This window comes from Bradyrhizobium sp. WYCCWR15520 (assembly GCF_056174665.1).
On sequence record NZ_JBWBWM010000055.1, the window covers coordinates 18,129 to 35,864 of the forward strand.

A 17,736-nucleotide genomic window follows, 5' to 3' on the forward strand; every position below is an offset into this window, starting at 1 on the left:
ACGCTCAGATCGTCGGCAGCACAGAGAAGCGCTCCCCTGCCCGTCGCAGCCTCAGCATGTCGGGACCAACGGCTTCATCATGCACCGCATCGACTCGCGCCGACGATGGCCCACGCCGGCATTCCTCGATCATCGCCGTAACGGCGCCCGCGGAGCCGGCGAACACCGCCTCGACGCTGCCGTCGCGACGATTGCGCACCCAGCCTTCCAGATCATGCGACCGCGCCTCGTCGTCGACAAAGGCGCGGTAGCCGACGCCCTGCACCCGGCCCCTGATTGTGACATGACGGATCGCGTCGCTCATGACTTCTTCAATCCGAGAAATTCGGAAAGCCGCTGCTTGACCTCGTCATCGCGCACCAGACGATTGGTGAGCTGCGCCGATGCAAGCCCCTTCAAGTCCTTCGGTCTCGTGCCTTCGCGCAGCGCTTTCAGCGTATCATGGACCGCCAGCGTCGCCGCGGCGAATGGCGTGTGGCCCTGCAGGGCAATCTTCACCCGCTGACTCCTGAGGAACGCAGCGTCGTCGAGTTCGCCCTGGGTATTGCCGAGAACGATCGGTAGCGTCGTTACCGCCGCGATCGCCTCGACTTCCCGGCGCCTCGTAAGACCCGTGAAAAACAGCGCATCGACGCCGGTCGCGTCATAGGCTCTCGCCCGCGCCAGACAGTCCTCGAAACTCGACGCCCTTGGTCCGCCGCCGCGTGTTCCGGTCCGGCCCATGATGACCAGTTGCGGATCGCTGCGCCCGTCGAGCGCCGCCTTCATCTTGCCGACGCCCTCCTCCAGCGAGATCAGTTGCGGCTCGGCGACGCCAAAGGCCTGCGGCAGCAGCGTATCCTCGATGGTGAGGCCCGCGGCCCCCGCCGCTTCCAATTCCTGAACGGTACGGCGGACATTGAGTGCATTGCCATAGCCATGATCGGCGTCGACCAGTACCGGCAAGGCAGAAGCGCGCGACATCCGCCGCATTTGTTCGGCCAGTTCGGTCAGCGTGATCAACGTAATATCGGGATCGCCGAGGATCGCCAGCGAGGCCACCGAGCCGCCGAACATGCCGAGCTCGAAGCCGAGGTCTTCGGCGATACGGATCGAGGTCGCGTCATAGACCGACCCCGGCCGGATGCAGGTGGGGCCGTTGAGAATGGTACGCAATCTCTCTCGGCGCTGACGGAAAGCCATTTCCTATCCCCACTCTTTGTTATTCCGGAGCGATGCGAAGCATCGAGCTATGGTGCGCAATTGCGCACCTGAGAATCTCGAGATTCCGGGTCTGGTGCTGACGCACCATCCCGGAATGACAGTCTCAAGCAAATTCAAGAATCAACGCATCCACCGCCAGCGTCGCGCCGGCGGCGGCGTGGATCTTCTTCACCGTGCCGTCGCGCTCGGCGCGCAGCACGTTCTGCATCTTCATCGCCTCGACCACGGCCAGCGTCTCGCCGGACTTAACCTCCTGCCCTTCGGAGACCGCAATCGACACCACGAGCCCGGGCATCGGGCACAGCAGCTTCTTGCCGGTATCGGCCGCCGAGTTCACCGGCATCAGCCGTGCCGCCGCGGCTTCGCTTTCGGTGAACACCTGGACCGCAACTTCAAAGCCTTGATGCGCCAGGCGGATGCCGTTCGGGATCGCGCGCACCTGCATCGCCACGAAATGGCCGTCGATGGTGCCCTGCCACACCGGCTCGCCCGGCGTCCAGGCCGAGATCAGATTGTGCGGATTGCCGGGTAGACCATCGGTGCCGATGAAGCGCACCGCGATGCCGTCGGCCTCGCGCGCCACATCAAGCGCGATCTCGTCGCGATCGAGCCATACCGCGCGGCGGCGCTCGCGCTGCACCAGCCGGCCGGTCAACTGGCCGGAAATCCGCCGCTTCCGTTCGCCAAGCACATGATCGATCGCAGCTGCCACGGCGGCGAGCCGCCGCGCGATCTCGCCTTCCGGCGGGCGGGCGGAAAATCCCTTTGGAAATTCCTCCGATATGAAGCCGGTGGAAAGCTTGCCCTCGCGCCAGCGCGGATGGTTCATCAGCGCCGAGAGGAACGGAATATTGTGTCTGATGCCATCGACGTAGAACGCGTCGAGCGCGGTGGCTTGCGCCTCGATGGCGGCGGCCCGCGACGGCGCGTGGGTGACGAGCTTTGCGATCATCGGATCGTAATGGATCGAGATTTCGCCGCCTTCCTGCACGCCGGTGTCATTGCGGATGGTGACGCCGTCCTGACTCACTTCCGTCGGCGGACGGTATTTCACGAGGCGGCCGATCGAGGGCAGGAAGTTGCGGAACGGATCCTCGGCATAGACGCGCGATTCGACCGCCCATCCGGTCAGCGTGACGTCCTTTTGCGCGATCGAAAGCTTCTCGCCGGCGGCAACGCGGATCATCTGCTCGACGAGGTCGATGCCGGTGATCAGTTCGGTGACGGGATGCTCGACCTGCAGACGGGTGTTCATCTCCAGGAAGTAGAAGCTCTTGTCCTGGCCGGCGACGAACTCGACGGTGCCGGCGGAGTCGTAATGCACGGCCTTCGCCAGCGCGACCGCCTGCTCGCCCATCTTGCGGCGCGTGGTCTCGTCGAGCAGCGGGGACGGCGCCTCCTCGATGACCTTCTGGTTGCGGCGCTGGATCGAGCATTCGCGCTCGCCGAGATAGATCACGTTGCCATGCTTGTCGCCAAGCACCTGGATCTCGATATGGCGGGGGTCGACGATGAACTTCTCGATGAAGACACGATCGTCACCGAACGAGGATTTTGCTTCAGCCTTGGCGAGGTTGAAACCTTCGGCGACTTCCGCCTTGGAATGCGCGATCCGCATGCCCTTGCCGCCGCCGCCGGCAGAGGCCTTGATCATCACGGGATAGCCGATCTCGTCGGCAATCTTCACCGCCTGCTTGTCGTCCTCGATGACGCCGAGATGGCCGGGCACCGTGGACACCTTGGCCTTGGCCGCGGCCTTCTTGGATTCGATCTTGTCGCCCATCGCGGCGATCGCGCCCGGATTGGGTCCGATGAAGACGATACCGGCCTTTTCGAGCGCGCGCGGAAACGCTTCACGTTCGGACAGGAAGCCATAGCCGGGATGCACCGCCTGCGCGCCGGTCTTGCGGCAGGCCTCGACAATCCTGTCGATCAAAAGATAACTTTCGGCCGCGGCCGGCGCGCCGATCAGCACGGCCTCATCGGCCATTTCGACATGGAGCGCATCGCGGTCGGCCTCGGAATATACCGCGACCGTCTCGATCCCCATTCGGCGCGCAGTCTTGATGACCCGGCAGGCGATCTCGCCGCGATTTGCGATCAGAATTCTCTTGAACATGTTCTTCTTGCTTGAGCTTTGGGCAGGATCCTCCCCCGCATTGAGACATGCGGGACGCGGGGTAACCCACCCGTCGTACAGCAAAAATCGATGGAGGCAACGGTCTCGTATCGGCTGGCTGCCCTGCCCGGCGGCCACTCACCCGGAATAGGAATTGAAGCGACCCCGCGCATAGGCATGGGATACCGCCTTCATCAGCTCGCCGACCTCGGATTCCAGATATTCGTTAGCCAGGATCAGCGCGCGGATCGTCGCCCGCATGTCGCCGCCGCAGGCCGAAATCGCCTGATCCACGGCCGACTCAAGCTCGTCGATCTCTTCGGATTTCGGCTGTGAAGAGAACGACATGAGAGCTATTCCGTGTTGGGCGAGCGCACATGTTCCTATTTTGTTCTTATGAAGTCAACACGTCTTCTGCTTCCCTTTAGTAGGAGCACACCGATTTCAGGAGAACGATCACATGGACTTATCGGCAATGATCAAAAGAGCGATCGAGATCGGCGAACGGCCGGGGTTCGGTTCATCACGTTCGACCAGCTCAACGAACTCACCTTACTATCGGCCACGACGATTGAGGCCGAAGATATCGAGATTCTTCTGGGGGCCTTGAGCGACCGTGGAATAGACGTCAGAGAGGCGTAGGCCGCGAAGCTTGGTCCCTGGATACTGACATGTGCTAGAAGACACCGGCAGGTGCGGAATTGATTTGAAATGAAACAGATGCGGTCCCCAATTTTTTTGGTTGCGGCGTTGCTGTCGATCGCCCTTCCGACCAGCCAGAGTTCGGCCGCTACCGCCATCGTCCGGGATGGCAGCACGCTTCAACTGGGCAACATTACCTTCCGCCTCGACGGCATCGATGTTCCGACCATCGACCAACTCTGCATCGACGAACGCGCCGATAGCTGGACCTGCGGTATCGAGGCGCGCGATCAACTGACCAAGCTGATCGGCGGCAAACAGGTCCGCTGCGACGATCTGGGTCCCGATCCCTCTTACAAGAAACGGCGCATCGGCGTGTGCAAGGTCGAGGGCGAGACGACAAGTCTCAGCCAGTTGCTGGTCCGCAACGGCTTTGCCTTGAATGTCGAAGCCTCAGCCAGCGGGCGCTTCCAGCCGGACGAAGCCCGCGCCAGAGACGACCGCCAAGGCCTCTGGAGAGGCTGCTTTGTCGCGCCGCGCGAGTTCCGCGCCGGGAAAGAGGACGGCGCCCTGCTCGGCACTGCATGTCGCGCCGACCGCGACCGCGAAATCCGCGAGACCTTGTTCCCCGATGATCTCGTGATGCCCGCGGGCTGCAATATCAAAGGCAAATTCGCCGTCCGCGCGCGTGTTACCGGGAACCTTGGCATCTATCATCTGCAGGCGTGCCGCTCCTATCCGGGGTTGAAGCAGGATCGCTGGTTCTGTTCCGAGGAACAGGCGCAGGCGGAAGGGTTCCGCCGAGCTTACAACTGCCGGTCACCATCCAAGAGCAAATGAAGCTGGAAAGTTTGCCGCCTCTTGTGTGAAAGTGCCGGCAGAGGTTGCCGGCCCGCATGACCCCTTCCGATTCGAACGTCTTGCCCGAAATTGCCGCCGCCGAACGCTTGCGGCAGCATCTGCAGGAAATCGCGAGCGAGCGCGACAGCGCTCATCGCGCCTTGCAGGAACGCGAAGCGGAGCTGGCGCGGATCCAGCGCATCGCCGGCGTCGGCGGTCTCGAAATCGATTTCCGTGATGGCGTCAAGAACCGCCGCTCGCCCGAATATCTCCTGGTTCACGGCCTGCCACCGGAGGCTGCCAATGAGAGCTATGAGGAATGGGTCAGCCGGATCCATCCCGAGGATCGCGAGCGAACGGTCCGGCACCTGTTCGGCATCCTGAAGAGCGAGAGCGAGGATTATTCGGCCGAATACCGGATCGTGCGGCCCAATGACGGCACGACCCGCTGGATCCGCGTCGTCGCCAAGATCGAGCGCGACGATGACGGCCGGGCGCTGCGCCTGGTCGGCGCCGATTGCGACGTCACTGCGCAGATGCTGGCGCAAGAAACCTTGCGCGAAAGCGAGGAGCGCTTTCGCCTGATCGCCGACAGCGCCCCGGTCCCGATCTGGGTCACCAAGCTCGACCGCACGCGCTCCTTCGCCAACCAGGCCTATCTCGATTTCCTCGGCCTGCCATTCGAGGAAGCCATCGTATTCGACTGGCGCAAGCGGCTGCATCCGGAAGACATGGCGCGCACCCTGCAGGAATCGGTCGCCGGCGAGGCCTCGCTGAAGCCCTTCGTGCTGGAAGCCCGCTACCAGCGCGCCGACGGTGAATGGCGGTGGCTGCGCTCGGAATCCCAGCCGCGCTGGGATCCGACCGGCAACCATATCGGCTTCATCGGCGTCGCCCACGACATCACCTCGGCCAAGCAGGCCGAGCACGATCTGCGCCGGCTGAATGACATCCTCGAATTACGGATCACCGAGCGGACCGCGCAGCTCGAATCCAGCGAAGCCCAGATGCGGGCGATCTTCGAAACCAGTCACCAGTATCAGGCGCTGCTCAACCAGCACGGCGACGTGCTCTATGCCAACCGGACGGCCCTTGCCGGAATCCGCGCTGGGGCCAGCGCCGTAGTCGGCCAGCCATTCTGGGACACGCCGTGGTTTGCCGAGACCTCCGGCATGCGCGACGCCGTGCACCACGCCTTCCTTGCTGTGATGCGCGGCGAAGAGGTCAAGATCGAGATGCTGCTGCATTTGCCGGTCGGCGACCGCTATTTCGATTTTGCGATGCGCCCGCTGCATGACCGCCACGGCATCGTGATCGGCGCCGTGCCGGAGGCCATCGACGTCACCGAGCGCCGCCAGGGCGAGGAAGCGCTGCGCCAGTCGCAAAAAATGGAAGCGGTCGGACAATTGACCGGCGGCGTGGCGCACGACTTCAACAACCTGTTGACCATCATCCGCTCCGCAACCGATTTCCTGCGCCGCCGCGAACTGCCGGAGGAGCGACGCCGCCGCTACATCGATGCGATTGGCGAGACGGTGGAGCGCGCCTCCAAGCTGACCGGACAACTGCTGGCGTTCGCCCGCCGGCAGCCGCTGAAGCCGCAGGTGTTCAATATCGGCAACCAGGTCGAGGCCGTGGCGCAACTCATCCGCCCCCTCGTGGGCGCCCGGATCAGGATCGATGTCGACATCGCCGATATCAATTGTTTCGCAATCGCCGACATCGCGCAGTTCGAAAACGCGCTGATGAATCTCGCCGTCAACAGCCGCGACGCCATGGATAGCGAGGGTCGGCTTATCATCCGCGTCCGCAAGGTGGACGCCATTCCCCCGCTCCGCGCCCAGCCCGCCCGCCACGGCGATTTCGTCGCCGTCACCGTGACAGATACCGGTATCGGCATTGCGCCCGAATTGCTCGAGACAATCTTCGAGCCGTTCTTCACTACCAAGGAAGTCGGCAAGGGCACGGGCCTCGGCCTCAGCCAGGCGTTCGGTTTTGCCAAGCAGTCCGACGGCGACATCGCGGTCGCAAGCACGCCCGGTCACGGCGCGACCTTCACGATCTACCTGCCTCAGGCCGCGATGCCGGCCGATGCGGACGACGCGGCCGCGACGGGCAGCGAACCCGCCGCGCGCGGCCGCGGCTACCGCGTGCTCGTGGTCGAGGACAATGACGACGTCGGACAATTCTCTACCGAGCTCTTGGAAGATCTCGGCTACACCGTCCGCCGTGTCGCCAGCGCGGATGCCGCGCTCGCGATCCTGGCCGAGGACGAATTTTCCGCCGATCTGGTGTTTTCCGACGTCATCATGCCCGGCATGAACGGCGTCGAACTCGCCGGCATTATACGGGAACGCTATCCCGGCCTGCCCGTGGTGCTGACCAGCGGCTACAGCAACGTGCTGGCGGAAAACGCCCACCGCGGCTTCGAATTGATCCAGAAGCCCTATTCGGTGGAATTGCTGTCGCGGATTCTCCGAAAGGCGATTTCCGAGGCGCGGCCGCAGCCGGGCTGAAGCAGCCTGGTCTTGCGCCTCACGCCGCAGCCTCGACGCCGGCCTTCCCCGACGCCAGCAGCGCGCGGATTTCCTGCGCCGGACACGCCGCGCTGAACAGATAGCCCTGCATCTGGGTGCAGCCGAGATTCTGTACGGTCTCGCGCTGCTGCAACGTCTCGACGCCTTCGGCGGTCGTGATCATGTTGCGGTCGGCGGCGATGCTGACCACCGCGCGGATGATCGAGGCCGACGACGAATTGCGCGTCACTTCCTTGACGAAGGACCGGTCGATCTTGATCTTGTCGAACGGAAAGCGCTGCAGATATTGCAACGAGGAATAGCCGGTGCCGAAATCGTCGAGCGCGATGTGAATGCCGAGCGCGCGGAGCTGGTTCAGCGCCGCCAGCGCCGCGTCATCGTCCGCGATCAAGACGGCTTCCGTGATCTCCAGCTCCAGCCGGCACGGGTCAAGCCCGCTTTCATTGAGGGCTGCGGCAACCTTCAACGACAGCGTTTCCGAGCGGAACTGGATCGGCGAGACGTTAACGGCGACGCGGACATGCGACGGCCAGGTCGCAGCTTCGGCGCAGGCGGTGCGCAACACCCACTGCCCGATCTCCTCGATCAGGCCGGTTTCCTCGGCGACTGGCACGAAGTCGGCGGGCGAAACCATGCCGCGCACCGGATGCCGCCAGCGCAGCAGCGCCTCGCAGCCGGTGACGACGTCGCTGCGCAGATCGACCTGCGGCTGGTAGTGCAGCTCGAAGCCGCCCTCCGCTAGCGCGGCGCGCAAATCGGCCTCCAGCTCGCGGCGATGATTGGCCTGCTGCTCCATTTCGGGGTCGAAGAAGCGATAGGTTCGTCGGCCGGCCGCCTTCGCCGCATACATCGCAAGATCGGCGTTCTTCAGGAGATCGAACAGGTCCGAGCCGTCGCGTGGGGCAATCGCGATGCCGATGCTGGCATCGCTGGAAAGCCGATGGCCGTGGCAATCAAAGGGGGTACGCAGCGCCTGATAGATCCGCGCGACCAGCGCATGAACGTCCTCGGCGCTCTCGATGCCGTCCTGCAGGATGGCGAATTCATCGCCGCCGAGACGGGCGATGAAATCTTCAGCTCCGACCGACTGGCGCAGCCGCTCCGCCACGCCTTTCAGGAATTCGTCGCCGATCAGATGTCCGAGCGTGTCGTTGATGCGCTTGAACTCGTCGATATCGATATAGAGGATCGCGAACTTGCGCCCCTCGGTTTCCAGCAGCAATCCCTCTGCATGGCGCTGAAACAGCGTGCGGTTCGGCAGATTGGTCAGCGCGTCGTAGTGAGCGAGATGCTCGATCCGCGCCTGGTCGCGCCGCCCTTCGGTGACGTCTTCCAAAGTCGTCGCCCAGCCGCCGTCCGGCGAGCGCTTGAAGATCAGCCGGATCGTGCGCCCGTCGGGTGTCGAGGTTATGGTGTCCTGAACGAGGCTGCTGTTGGGATCGAGAAACCGCGCGCAATAGGCGTCGACATCGCCGATGAAGGAGCCGCGCTCCTGGCGGTGCCGGATCAGGTCGCGCAGGTGACAGCCGGGTTTAACCACATCCGGCGACAGGCCGAACATGTCGATGTAGCGGCGGTTGCAGATCACGAGGCGCCCGGAAGAATCGAATAGCAAAAGGCCCTGCGTCATGTTGTTGATGGCAGTGTCGAGATGCTGGCTCTTTTCCGAAAGCTTGTGCTGCGCGGCGGTATGCTGGCGGTGGAGCTGGCGCACGATCAGGAAGACCATCACGATGACAACGACGATCGCGAGGCTGGCTGCGCCAAACTGCAGCCTGGTCTGCGCTCGCCAGTCCGCCAGCGCGGCCTCGGTCCTTGTGGTCGCCACGATCAGGATGGGAAAGTGCATCAGCGACTTCACCGCGCCGACCTTGTTTTCCGGCAGCCTTTCGCTGGTGAAGCGCCCGGAAATGTTGCCGTCCACCGCCAGCGCGCGTTGAAACGCCTCGGAGCCGGCAACGTTGTAGCCGACCAGGGTGTCATCCTTGGGATAGCGGGCAATGATGGTGCCGTTGCGGTGAATCATCGAGATCGCGGTATCGCCATTGAGCTCCAGCGATCCGACAAAGGCGTCGAAATGAGAAGGCTCGACGCCGCGGCTGGCAATCCCGATGACCTCGCCGTTGCGGCCGACGAGCTTGCGTACAAACAGCGTGGTCCAGTTCTTCGTGACCTTGCTGAGGACCGGCTCCACGATCACATCGGGCGTTGGCCGTCCCGACGCGATATCCTTGAAATATTGCCGTTCCGCGATGCTGACATCAGGTACCGGCCACATCTCGGAGGAGTTGATCAGCCATCCCTTGGCGTTCCACAGGTTCAGTGCCCCGACATGCGGCAGCGCCGCGAGCTTGGAGCGCAGCATCTCGTGCGCGCTTAAGCTCGACATTCTCTGTTCGAACTCGTCCGCTGTATCGATCCCGTCGGCGTGCATGCCGGCGATGACATCCTCGTGCACATACTGGAGATCACGAAGCTGCTGGTCGAAATGCCGCGACAGCAAGAGCGCGCTGTTGTTGAGTTCACGCTCGGCGACTTCCAGCGCCCGCTCCCGGTACTGCATGGCGAAATAGCCGGTGCCGAGCGTGATCGCGAGCACGATGCCTGCAGCACTGATGATCAGCCACTGGATCGCACCCAGTCTGATGGGCCACGGCAGGCCGGCACGGTACGCCGGCTGGCTCGCCGCGATGACGTCTTCCGATGAATTGCTCAGCATTTTCGCTGCCCCCACAGCCGCTTGTTGTAGGGAACACAACCCAAAAGGGCGTTAGCAAAATGAGTTATCGCAAGGTTAAGGTATCAGCGGAATCAGGCGCTTTCCGCCATTTCAGCTTCCTTGAGGCTGCACTCGATCAGTGCCCCGTCGATCGAAAACTCCGAGAACGGCGACAGCGCGGTCGCGGCCTGCAGCGGGGCGAAGAACTGCGCATCCCCGGGGCTCTTCAGGAAGAAGCGGATGTGGCTGGCGGTCATCGTATCACGCGACAGCCACACGATGCCGGAGAACAGCGCCACCATCATCTGGGCGTATTGGCCGGCGCCTGCGATCCCCAGTTCGTAGATCGGCGACACCACGATGAAGCGCGCGCGCAGGATGGGGTTCGGAAACTTGCTCATCATCAGCCGGCTGACCTGGCAGGCCGCATGAATCCGCTCGCCGTCGGAAAGGCAGTAGAGGTTGGGATTGTCGCCGTCCTTGGTCAGGGCGTCATAGGGGGAGAAGCTTCCGGTCGAAAAGGTCGAAAAGTCCTCGCCGACGCTTTCGGCATCCTTCTTCCACTGGCCCTTGATCGACCGCCAGGACCTATCCGGCTCTTTCATCGGCAGCAGGCGCATGGCTTAACCAGGGGTTAATGCAGGAGCTGAAGCCGACATTTTACGGGCGGCGGCTAAACGTTTGCTTACGTTGGCGCCTCCCGAGCAAATAATTGTAAGCGCTCGCCAATCGGCTACTTCAGCGGGTATTTTCTAGCGGCGCTCCCTGGACGCGGGGCCGGCTGTGACGCGGATTGTACTGCTCGCCCATTGGACCGACGGCTTCGCCATCGGAGCAGCGATCGAGCGGCTGCTCAGGCGATGGACAGGATACGGCGCATCCGGCCGATAGCGATATCGCTACGGCGCGGCGGTGCTCCGTGTCGCATAGCCAGGAGCACCGCCGGCCGCCGATCGCTCTCAGGCGGCGGCTTCGTAATTGACGGCTGTTTCCGCAATCTTGGTCAGGATCTCGTCGGTCTTCTTTTCTTCGGCGAGCGTCTGGTCGATCAGCTTCACGGCCTGCGGATTATTGAGCTTGGTCGCCCAGGCTTTCAGCGTGCCGTAGCGGGAAATCTCGTAATGCTCGACCGCCTGCGCCGCAGCCAAGAGGCCGGCGTCCAGCGCTGGTGTGTCGGCGTACTCTTCCATGACCTCCTTGCCCTCGTCGATGATGCCCTCGATGGCATCGCATTTCTTGCCGCGGGCGGCCTTGCCGAGCAGTTCGAAGATCTTTTCCAGACGCTCGACCTGTCCCTCGGTCTCGTCCTGATGCTTTTCGAACGCAGCGCGCAGCTTGTCAGAATTGGCGGCCCTCGCCATTTTCGGCAGCGCCTTCAGGATCTGTTTTTCGGCGTAGTAGATGTCCTTGAGAGCATCCAGAAATAAATCGTTGAGGTCCTTCTCAGCCATGACGTCCTCCATTGATGGTGCGCTGACAACAGAGGGCCGCGTTAAATGGTTCCTAAAGCGAAGCGGCGAATGCGTCAGCCGCCGCTGGCCGCAAGGTCGATCAGCGCAATCCCGAGGTCGGCCCTCTTCCTGCGTCGAAGGGTCGCCGGCACCTCGGTCAGGACCACTTCGAGCGTAGGCCTCACCGTGCCCGCCAGAAGATGACCGCCGCGCGTCGAGCCATCGGCCAGCCCTAGCACGACATGGACATGGAGGCTGGGCTGGCCGTCATCGCCGTCAGCCACGTCCCCGAGCGCACTCAGGACCTCGCACTGCTCGCCGACTTCGATCTTGCGATAGCTTTTCGAGCCGATGTCGAACCATCCGACCGTCGCCCGTTCGAAGGCGCCGATCGCCGTCAGCGACGCCGCCGAAATTCCCGCTTCCCTGACGAACCGGGTGAGCGCGGCAAAGGCCTCCTCGCCCATGTCCAGAATGACGACGTGAACCTGCGCCTTATCGTCGGCAGCGATACGCTTGCTTTTCATGGGTGACCTCGCCTTTGCAGTCGGGGTGCATTGCGCCCGGCGGGCGAAGTTCCATGACGATGCACCTCAATCGATTGTCCCGATCAATCGGCACTGTCTGACATCGTTCCCGGTCCACCGGGCCGAGCATCCGTTGCAGCTCCGAGCCGGGAGGCCACCGTTGGATGGGCGTGCGCCTGCGCGCTGATTGCGCTGCTTGGCTTCTGGCTGGTCTATCCGGTCTGGCATCGCGTCCGCTCTGCGAGCCATCGGGCGATTTGAAACGCGGCAGGGAACGCCGATTGCGGAACATGTCCGGGAACTGAAACCTCACATCCGTTTGAAATGGAGCGATCACGATACCGGAACAGTGGCGGATGCCGGTCGTTGGCCCGACGTCACCATAACGGAGAAGAGTGATGAACTTGAAGTTCCTGACAGCAGCCGCAGTTCTGACGACCGCGATCGCGGCGCCTGCGCTGGCGCAGGATCGTCACGGAAGGTCGGATTCGATCCGCTCGCCGCAAACGCAGCAGCGAGTATACCATAGTCACAGCGGCTTCTGGCCCGGTGAAGTAGCCGCGGGCGTGGTGGGCGGCGCCATAGGCACGGCCGGCGCGATTGCGACCGCGCCGTTCCGTAACGACGTCTACGCCTATAACGACGGCTATTACGGGCAGCGTTACTACGGCGGCTACAACAACGGATTTGTCTGTCAGCCCGGAACGGTGTTCCTGGGTGAGGACGGCCGCCGCCACATCTGTCAGTAAAAAATAACGGCGTATAGCGACTGGAGGCGGCCCCTCGGCCGCCTCCTTTTCGTCTCGGCGGGTCGAGACGTTCTGAATGATTACCGTCAGACCTTTTTACCGGGCGGATCGCCGCCCCGGTCGACCCTGCTCACGCGCTGGGCGCGTTCCTTGTCGCGGGGCTGTTCCTGCCCGCGCTCATCGCGCACGATACCCTGGTCCTTTCCCTTGTCCTTTCCCTTGGCGGGTGGTTCAGGCTCGGTCGCTTCGCGCTGCTGATCCTTGCCTTCCTGGACCAACAGCTCATCGCCGAGCATTTGCCCGATGATCTGTTTCGTCTGAGCCTCGGCTTTCTCGTGAAATTTACTCATGGCAGCCTCCTGCCTATGAAAACGGCGTCAGGCCGCAATGTTTCCGCTTGCCCACTGTCAGGAACTGCAACCCATCCACCCTTGAGGCCGGTTCCATCAAAAGTAACAATCCGCATACACGAGCCTTCGATCGGGCGCGCATTCGCGCGACCCGTTGGCTCATGCTGGAAATTATGATTGCTGCCTGGGTTTGGTGCCGATCAACCCCAGCAACGTTGCGGTCGCGATCATCGCCCCGATGCCACCGAGACTCAGTGCAATCTGCATCGCAAGCCCGTTCGAGATCTCGAGCAGCGCCATGTGGCTGGCGAACGCCAAGAGAACGCCGACGCAAAAGATTGGCAGCGAGTTCTGGCCACAGCGGATCGCGCCGCGCATCAATGGCGTCTGTAGCCCACGCCAATCTCGAGGCATGAGCCACGCCGCCAAAACCGCTATGGCCAAAAAATGCAGCAGTCGCAATGGATCGAGATTCGATTTGTCCATTGAATATAGCAACTGCGATAGCGCTTGCGGGATCAGCGCTTGCAGCAGCCTGATGTGCGAGCTCAATACGATGACCAGGCTGAGGAGCAGATACAGGACGGCAAGTACCAGCGCCGTACGCGACATCACCCACGGTCTGACGTTCCTGTCCTCGATCATCCACCACGCGCCAAGCACGACGAGCAGCTGCCAGGCCAGCGGATTGAAGGCCCAGTTACCGTTCGGCCACGCCGGGACGGTCCAGCCGAAGACATGCACCAGTGCATAGAGCGCCAACGAGGCGCCAAGCGTCACATTCGGCGCCCGCAGCAGCAACCACAACAGCGGTGCGAACAAGAGGTGAAGAAGCACGAAGGCCGGCAATACGTCGGTATTGACCGGACGGTATTGAAGTATCGCCGCGCGCGCGAGCATCTCGCCCGGATGGTCCAACAGAACGCGCGTATTGCTCTCGTCGGCGAGACGGCCGCTTCCTGCGAGGTGAACCAGGATGGCGCAGGCGAGCGTGAGCAGCAGAAATGCGGCATAAATGTCCCAGCTTCGCCGCAGCGTCCGGCGGATCACCCCGATCCAGCCCTCGAACCGTAATGCCTTACCGTAGGCTAGCGCGCAGGTTACGCCCGAGACGAACATGAATACTTCCGCGGCATCGCTCAAGCCGTAGTGCCGCAACGTCAGCCAGCTTCCGATGTTGTTTGGGACATGGTCAAGAAAGATGAACCACAGCGCAATGCCTCGGCAGGCATCTATTCGCAAGTCGCGGGCCTGGCTTTTCGGCTCCGGCAGCTTGCCGAACGTTAGTTTGGGGATGGTGGTTCGATCATGCATCTTGGTTACCCCAAGCTGGCAAGATGAGCCTGCCGCTGAAGGCACTGGTGTGAGCTGCTTCACCTTCAAAAAATTATTCTTCGCGCTGTCACTTGAGGCCAATCCGCGCGCCAGCGTTGAGCGTTGTCGGCTTCGCACATGGTTGGTTGAGCGACGCGATTTCGCAGAAGAGCAAAGGCATTTCGCAGAAGAGCACTGATCGTCATGACCGCGGGATGCCGAACGGCGCGACGCCGAAAGCCGATGCCGCACCGTGACATCAAAGCCGTCGGCCAACGGCCTGCGCACGTGTTGAACTTCCAGCGCGTCGGCGGATTTTTCGGGACGAACGCTTGGGCTGAAAGCGGAAGGTGAAAGCAGAAAACGGCGGGGAATAAGCCCGCCGCATGTATCCGACTATCCGATGCGCCAATGCCCCTTGTGGATGTCGAATTTCACCAGACCCTCGTCGCGCATCTTCAGAAGCAGGGATTGGCAGGCTTCCTCATTCGGGAGATTGGCGCGCCGCATGACTTGATAAGTCTTGAGCGGCTTCTCGCGGAGCGCATTGAGGATATTCTCGCGATCTTTCAGCATGACTGATGCAATCCAAAACTGACGTTCATGATGAACTGATCAGGCCACGACGAGTTTGATATGGCCGTCTTCAAGATTTCCCGCCGCGAGCGCGTCGCGCGCCATCTTTTCGATAACAGGCCAATTTGCGAGAAGATATTTTTGGGCCAGCGCCTTCGTCGGCAACCCGGTTTGCAGAATGCAGAGCTGCCGCGCGTTCCCGTTCGCGATCTGAAAGGACACCGCTTGCGGCCCCTCGACGGTCTCTTGTTCGGTGGGCTTGGCAGCTATCCGCATCCGCTATTCTCTCTGAATTCTTGATTAAGGCAGCACTGTCGGGTCGACATCCCTGCCGCGACTTACGTTCGTTTCGGGCTGGTAGGCAATCAATCCAATACGGTTGATCGACGGACGTCAATCAGCCTGGTCGTCCTCGACCTTCGAGCCTCTCGGCTTGGAGCTCGGTTGCGTGTTGCGGACCGCCTCGGCCAGCATCAGACGCAACTCGTCCTTTGTCATCGGTGGTTGCCGCGTGGTCGATGATTTCCATTGTGCCATGAGAGTCTATATGGGGTGCCCAAGCGACAGTTAAAGCCCCGGAACCGAGCACAACGTAGTCGCTTATACCGCGTCGCTCGCACCTTAATGTTTCGTGGCTGCTCGTTAGATCGTGAGCCCGATGTCGTTGTTCTTCCGCCTTCGCTCGTTGAGCTACGGCGGACAACTCGCTTTGCCCACCGCGCCGCGAGAGTGCGAAACGGTATTCACAGTCTCGCAATGACGCGGAAAGGCCGCGTTATACTGGATGCCCTGCCCTCGCCGGACAGGGCGAGGAAGCCCGACAACAAAAACGGCGGGAGTTACCCCGCCGTCTTGAAACCGATCATCACCGAATGAACCTACAGCATCCCCATATCCAGCATGCCCGGCAATTGCGCGAGCGGCAGCGCGGCGACGCCGACAAGCGTGGCGACCAGTGCTGCGAGCCGGCGGTTGCTGTGACGCTTGCCGCGCATCTGGCTGGCGATCCATTCCAGCACCTGGGTGTCGATATTGGCGGCCTTGGTCGGCGCCCAGCTCTCGATGTCGGTATCGGGCGACAGCGCAACCGTGCGCGGCGGCACCGGCAGGCCGGACTCGGAGGCCGCATGGTGGGCGACCGCCTTGGCCAGCAGATCGTCGAAACGGCCGTCGTCGGTACGCTCCGCGGCGGCGTCGCTGATTTCGAACAGCGCTTCGATTTCGGCGCGGCTCACCGGCTGATGCTCGACCGCGCTCACGGTCAGGATGCGCGCGCACCAGGCGGCGTCATCGGCGTCGAGCGCGCGGGAGAAATGGATACGGCCCCGGGTCGTGGGCCCCTCGCCGGTGATCACGCCGTCGCGCACGATGGTGAGCGCATGCGCGGCGGTCTTGCGGCAGGATGGTTCAAGGGATGTTTCAGCGGCTACAGCCGTCACGGCAGACATAGTTGCACTTCTCAATTTCAATTTCAGTCCAGCATTTCCATACGGGGCATGAACGAGCGGTTAACGATTCGAAACTCGCATTTCGAGATTTTTACATGGTTGCCAATTGGTCGCTGTGAGGTTGGTCACGGTTCAGCGAAAGCCCCCTCGGGTGCAAAGCGGCCCGGGGTGATGCGGGCGATAAAAGGCAATATCGGGGCAGGCAAGGCAGAAAGGTGGAAGAGCTTTTGAAAAGATCGAGATCAAACAAAAGGATGGCCTGGAAAACTGACGGAGCCCGTTCAAATACGGAGTGAGAGCTTCTTTTCGTCGAAGAGGCGCCGACCAAAAGAAGATGCTAGGAGTTCCGGGCTCGCGGAGAAGGATCTCACCTTTTGCGCGAACCTGTTCACTTAACCCGTTCACAGTCCTATAATCTTAAAGACAAATTCCCCTGTAAGTTGAATAACATGAGGTGAAATCATGGCACTCCAGATTGGCGCAACCGCCCCCGATTTCGAAGCCCAGACCACGGAAGGAAAAATCAAATTCCACGACTGGATAGGCAATAGCTGGGCGCTCCTGTTCTCGCACCCGAAGGACTTCACGCCGGTTTGCACCACCGAACTCGGCGCTCTCGCGAAGTTGAAGCCGGAATTCGACAAGCGCGGCGTCAAGCTGATGGGCTTGAGCGTCGATCCCGTCGACCGGCATGCGAAGTGGTCGGAGGACATCCAGGAAACGCAAGGCGCCGCGCCGAACTATCCGATGATCGGCGACATCGATTTCAACGTCTCCAAGCTCTACGACATGCTGCCGGCCTCGACCTCGGGTGATCCGCTCACACGTACGCCCGCCGACAACCAGACGGTCCGCAACGTGTTCGTCATCGGTCCGGACAAGAAGATCAAGTTGGTGCTGGTCTATCCAATGACCACGGGCCGCAACTTCGCGGAAATCCTGCGCGCGATCGATTCTCTGCAGATGACCGCCAAGCATCGCGTCGCGACGCCGGCCGACTGGAAACAGGGCGAGGATGTCATCATCGCGGGCTCGGTATCCGACGACGAGGCGAAGACGATCTACCCGGCCGGCTGGAAGGCGCCGAAGCCCTACATCCGGATCGTGCCGCAGCCGAAGTGACCGCGTAGCCGCTGTCGTAGATGGGGTAACGGGCCCCGGTCCACCCTCCAGGCAAGCCGCGCTTGCTACGGCGGTGTTGGGTGGCGCGCTTCGCGCGACCTGCCTGGAAGGCGGGCGGTCGTCCCTCACATTGATGGTG

General features: G+C 62.1%; 17 protein-coding genes. 4 read left to right on the top strand and 13 right to left on the bottom strand.

The features are described from left to right. Nucleotides 1-4: 4 nt before the first annotated feature. The 4 genes from AC0QUY_RS37740 to AC0QUY_RS37755 form a co-directional block, all read right to left on the bottom strand. Nucleotides 5-304 carry an acylphosphatase gene (locus AC0QUY_RS37740; RefSeq protein ID WP_475391069.1) on the bottom strand — a complete coding sequence of 100 codons (300 nt, stop codon included), beginning with the start codon at nucleotides 302-304 and terminating at the stop codon, nucleotides 5-7. Continuing rightward, nucleotides 301-1,182 (bottom strand): isocitrate lyase/PEP mutase family protein, encoded by an 882-nt coding sequence (locus AC0QUY_RS37745; RefSeq protein ID WP_161855224.1) that lies wholly within the window; start codon nucleotides 1,180-1,182, stop codon nucleotides 301-303. The genes AC0QUY_RS37740 and AC0QUY_RS37745 overlap by 4 nt, the downstream gene beginning before the upstream one ends. Nucleotides 1,183-1,306: 124 nt before the next feature. Continuing rightward, nucleotides 1,307-3,322, bottom strand: coding sequence for an acetyl-CoA carboxylase biotin carboxylase subunit (locus AC0QUY_RS37750; RefSeq protein ID WP_475391070.1), 2,016 nt, complete (start codon nucleotides 3,320-3,322; stop codon nucleotides 1,307-1,309). A 138-nt stretch (nucleotides 3,323-3,460) separates the two neighbouring features. Then, entirely contained in the window at nucleotides 3,461-3,670 is a 210-nt protein-coding gene (locus tag AC0QUY_RS37755) for a hypothetical protein (protein WP_475391072.1), read from the bottom strand. A 372-nt stretch (nucleotides 3,671-4,042) separates the two neighbouring features. Between AC0QUY_RS37755 and AC0QUY_RS37760 the strand changes: the two genes are divergently transcribed. Continuing rightward, nucleotides 4,043-4,804 carry a thermonuclease family protein gene (locus tag AC0QUY_RS37760; RefSeq protein ID WP_475391074.1) on the top strand — a complete coding sequence of 254 codons (762 nt, stop codon included), beginning with the start codon at nucleotides 4,043-4,045 and terminating at the stop codon, nucleotides 4,802-4,804. 56 nt (nucleotides 4,805-4,860) lie between these two features. Then, nucleotides 4,861-7,320, top strand: coding sequence for a PAS domain S-box protein (locus tag AC0QUY_RS37765; RefSeq protein WP_475391075.1), 2,460 nt, complete (start codon nucleotides 4,861-4,863; stop codon nucleotides 7,318-7,320). Between the two features lie 19 nt (nucleotides 7,321-7,339). Here AC0QUY_RS37765 and AC0QUY_RS37770 read toward each other — a convergent pair whose 3' ends face one another. The 4 genes from AC0QUY_RS37770 to AC0QUY_RS37785 all read right to left on the bottom strand — a co-directional run bounded on the left by AC0QUY_RS37770 (nucleotide 7,340) and on the right by AC0QUY_RS37785 (nucleotide 12,038). Further along, nucleotides 7,340-10,060, bottom strand: a complete 2,721-nt coding sequence (locus AC0QUY_RS37770) for a bifunctional diguanylate cyclase/phosphodiesterase (RefSeq protein ID WP_475391077.1) — start codon at nucleotides 10,058-10,060, stop codon at nucleotides 7,340-7,342. Nucleotides 10,061-10,152: 92 nt separating this feature from the next. Beyond that, entirely contained in the window at nucleotides 10,153-10,680 is a 528-nt protein-coding gene (locus AC0QUY_RS37775; RefSeq protein ID WP_475391078.1) for a hypothetical protein, read from the bottom strand. Nucleotides 10,681-11,019: 339 nt separating this feature from the next. Then, the gene (locus tag AC0QUY_RS37780) at nucleotides 11,020-11,511 is read right to left on the bottom strand and encodes a YciE/YciF ferroxidase family protein (protein ID WP_475391080.1); all 492 of its coding nucleotides are present in this window, start codon (nucleotides 11,509-11,511) and stop codon (nucleotides 11,020-11,022) included. A gap of 74 nt (nucleotides 11,512-11,585) precedes the next feature. Beyond that, on the bottom strand, nucleotides 11,586-12,038 hold the full coding sequence (locus AC0QUY_RS37785; RefSeq protein ID WP_475391081.1) for a PPC domain-containing DNA-binding protein: 453 nt from the start codon (nucleotides 12,036-12,038) through the stop codon (nucleotides 11,586-11,588). Between the two features lie 398 nt (nucleotides 12,039-12,436). Between AC0QUY_RS37785 and AC0QUY_RS37790 the strand changes: the two genes are divergently transcribed. Then, a complete protein-coding gene (locus AC0QUY_RS37790; protein WP_475391082.1) occupies nucleotides 12,437-12,787 on the top strand; it encodes a hypothetical protein in 351 nt (116 codons plus the stop codon). 86 nt (nucleotides 12,788-12,873) lie between these two features. Here AC0QUY_RS37790 and AC0QUY_RS37795 read toward each other — a convergent pair whose 3' ends face one another. The 5 genes from AC0QUY_RS37795 to AC0QUY_RS37815 form a co-directional block, all read right to left on the bottom strand. Continuing rightward, a complete protein-coding gene (locus AC0QUY_RS37795; RefSeq protein WP_202639377.1) occupies nucleotides 12,874-13,137 on the bottom strand; it encodes a hypothetical protein in 264 nt (87 codons plus the stop codon). A 171-nt stretch (nucleotides 13,138-13,308) separates the two neighbouring features. Further along, a complete protein-coding gene (locus tag AC0QUY_RS37800) occupies nucleotides 13,309-14,451 on the bottom strand; it encodes an OpgC domain-containing protein (protein WP_475391083.1) in 1,143 nt (380 codons plus the stop codon). 396 nt (nucleotides 14,452-14,847) lie between these two features. Continuing rightward, entirely contained in the window at nucleotides 14,848-15,027 is a 180-nt protein-coding gene (locus tag AC0QUY_RS37805; protein ID WP_202639378.1) for a helix-turn-helix domain-containing protein, read from the bottom strand. Nucleotides 15,028-15,066: 39 nt separating this feature from the next. Next, on the bottom strand, nucleotides 15,067-15,303 hold the full coding sequence (locus AC0QUY_RS37810) for a hypothetical protein (RefSeq protein WP_475391085.1): 237 nt from the start codon (nucleotides 15,301-15,303) through the stop codon (nucleotides 15,067-15,069). Between the two features lie 602 nt (nucleotides 15,304-15,905). Beyond that, complete coding sequence (locus AC0QUY_RS37815) at nucleotides 15,906-16,475, bottom strand: hypothetical protein (protein WP_161855234.1); 570 nt, start codon at nucleotides 16,473-16,475, stop codon at nucleotides 15,906-15,908. A gap of 462 nt (nucleotides 16,476-16,937) precedes the next feature. Here AC0QUY_RS37815 and AC0QUY_RS37820 point away from each other — a divergent pair, with 462 nt between their 5' ends. Beyond that, the gene (locus tag AC0QUY_RS37820; protein ID WP_161855235.1) at nucleotides 16,938-17,597 is read left to right on the top strand and encodes a peroxiredoxin; all 660 of its coding nucleotides are present in this window, start codon (nucleotides 16,938-16,940) and stop codon (nucleotides 17,595-17,597) included. The last annotated feature ends 139 nt before the right edge of the window (nucleotides 17,598-17,736 follow it).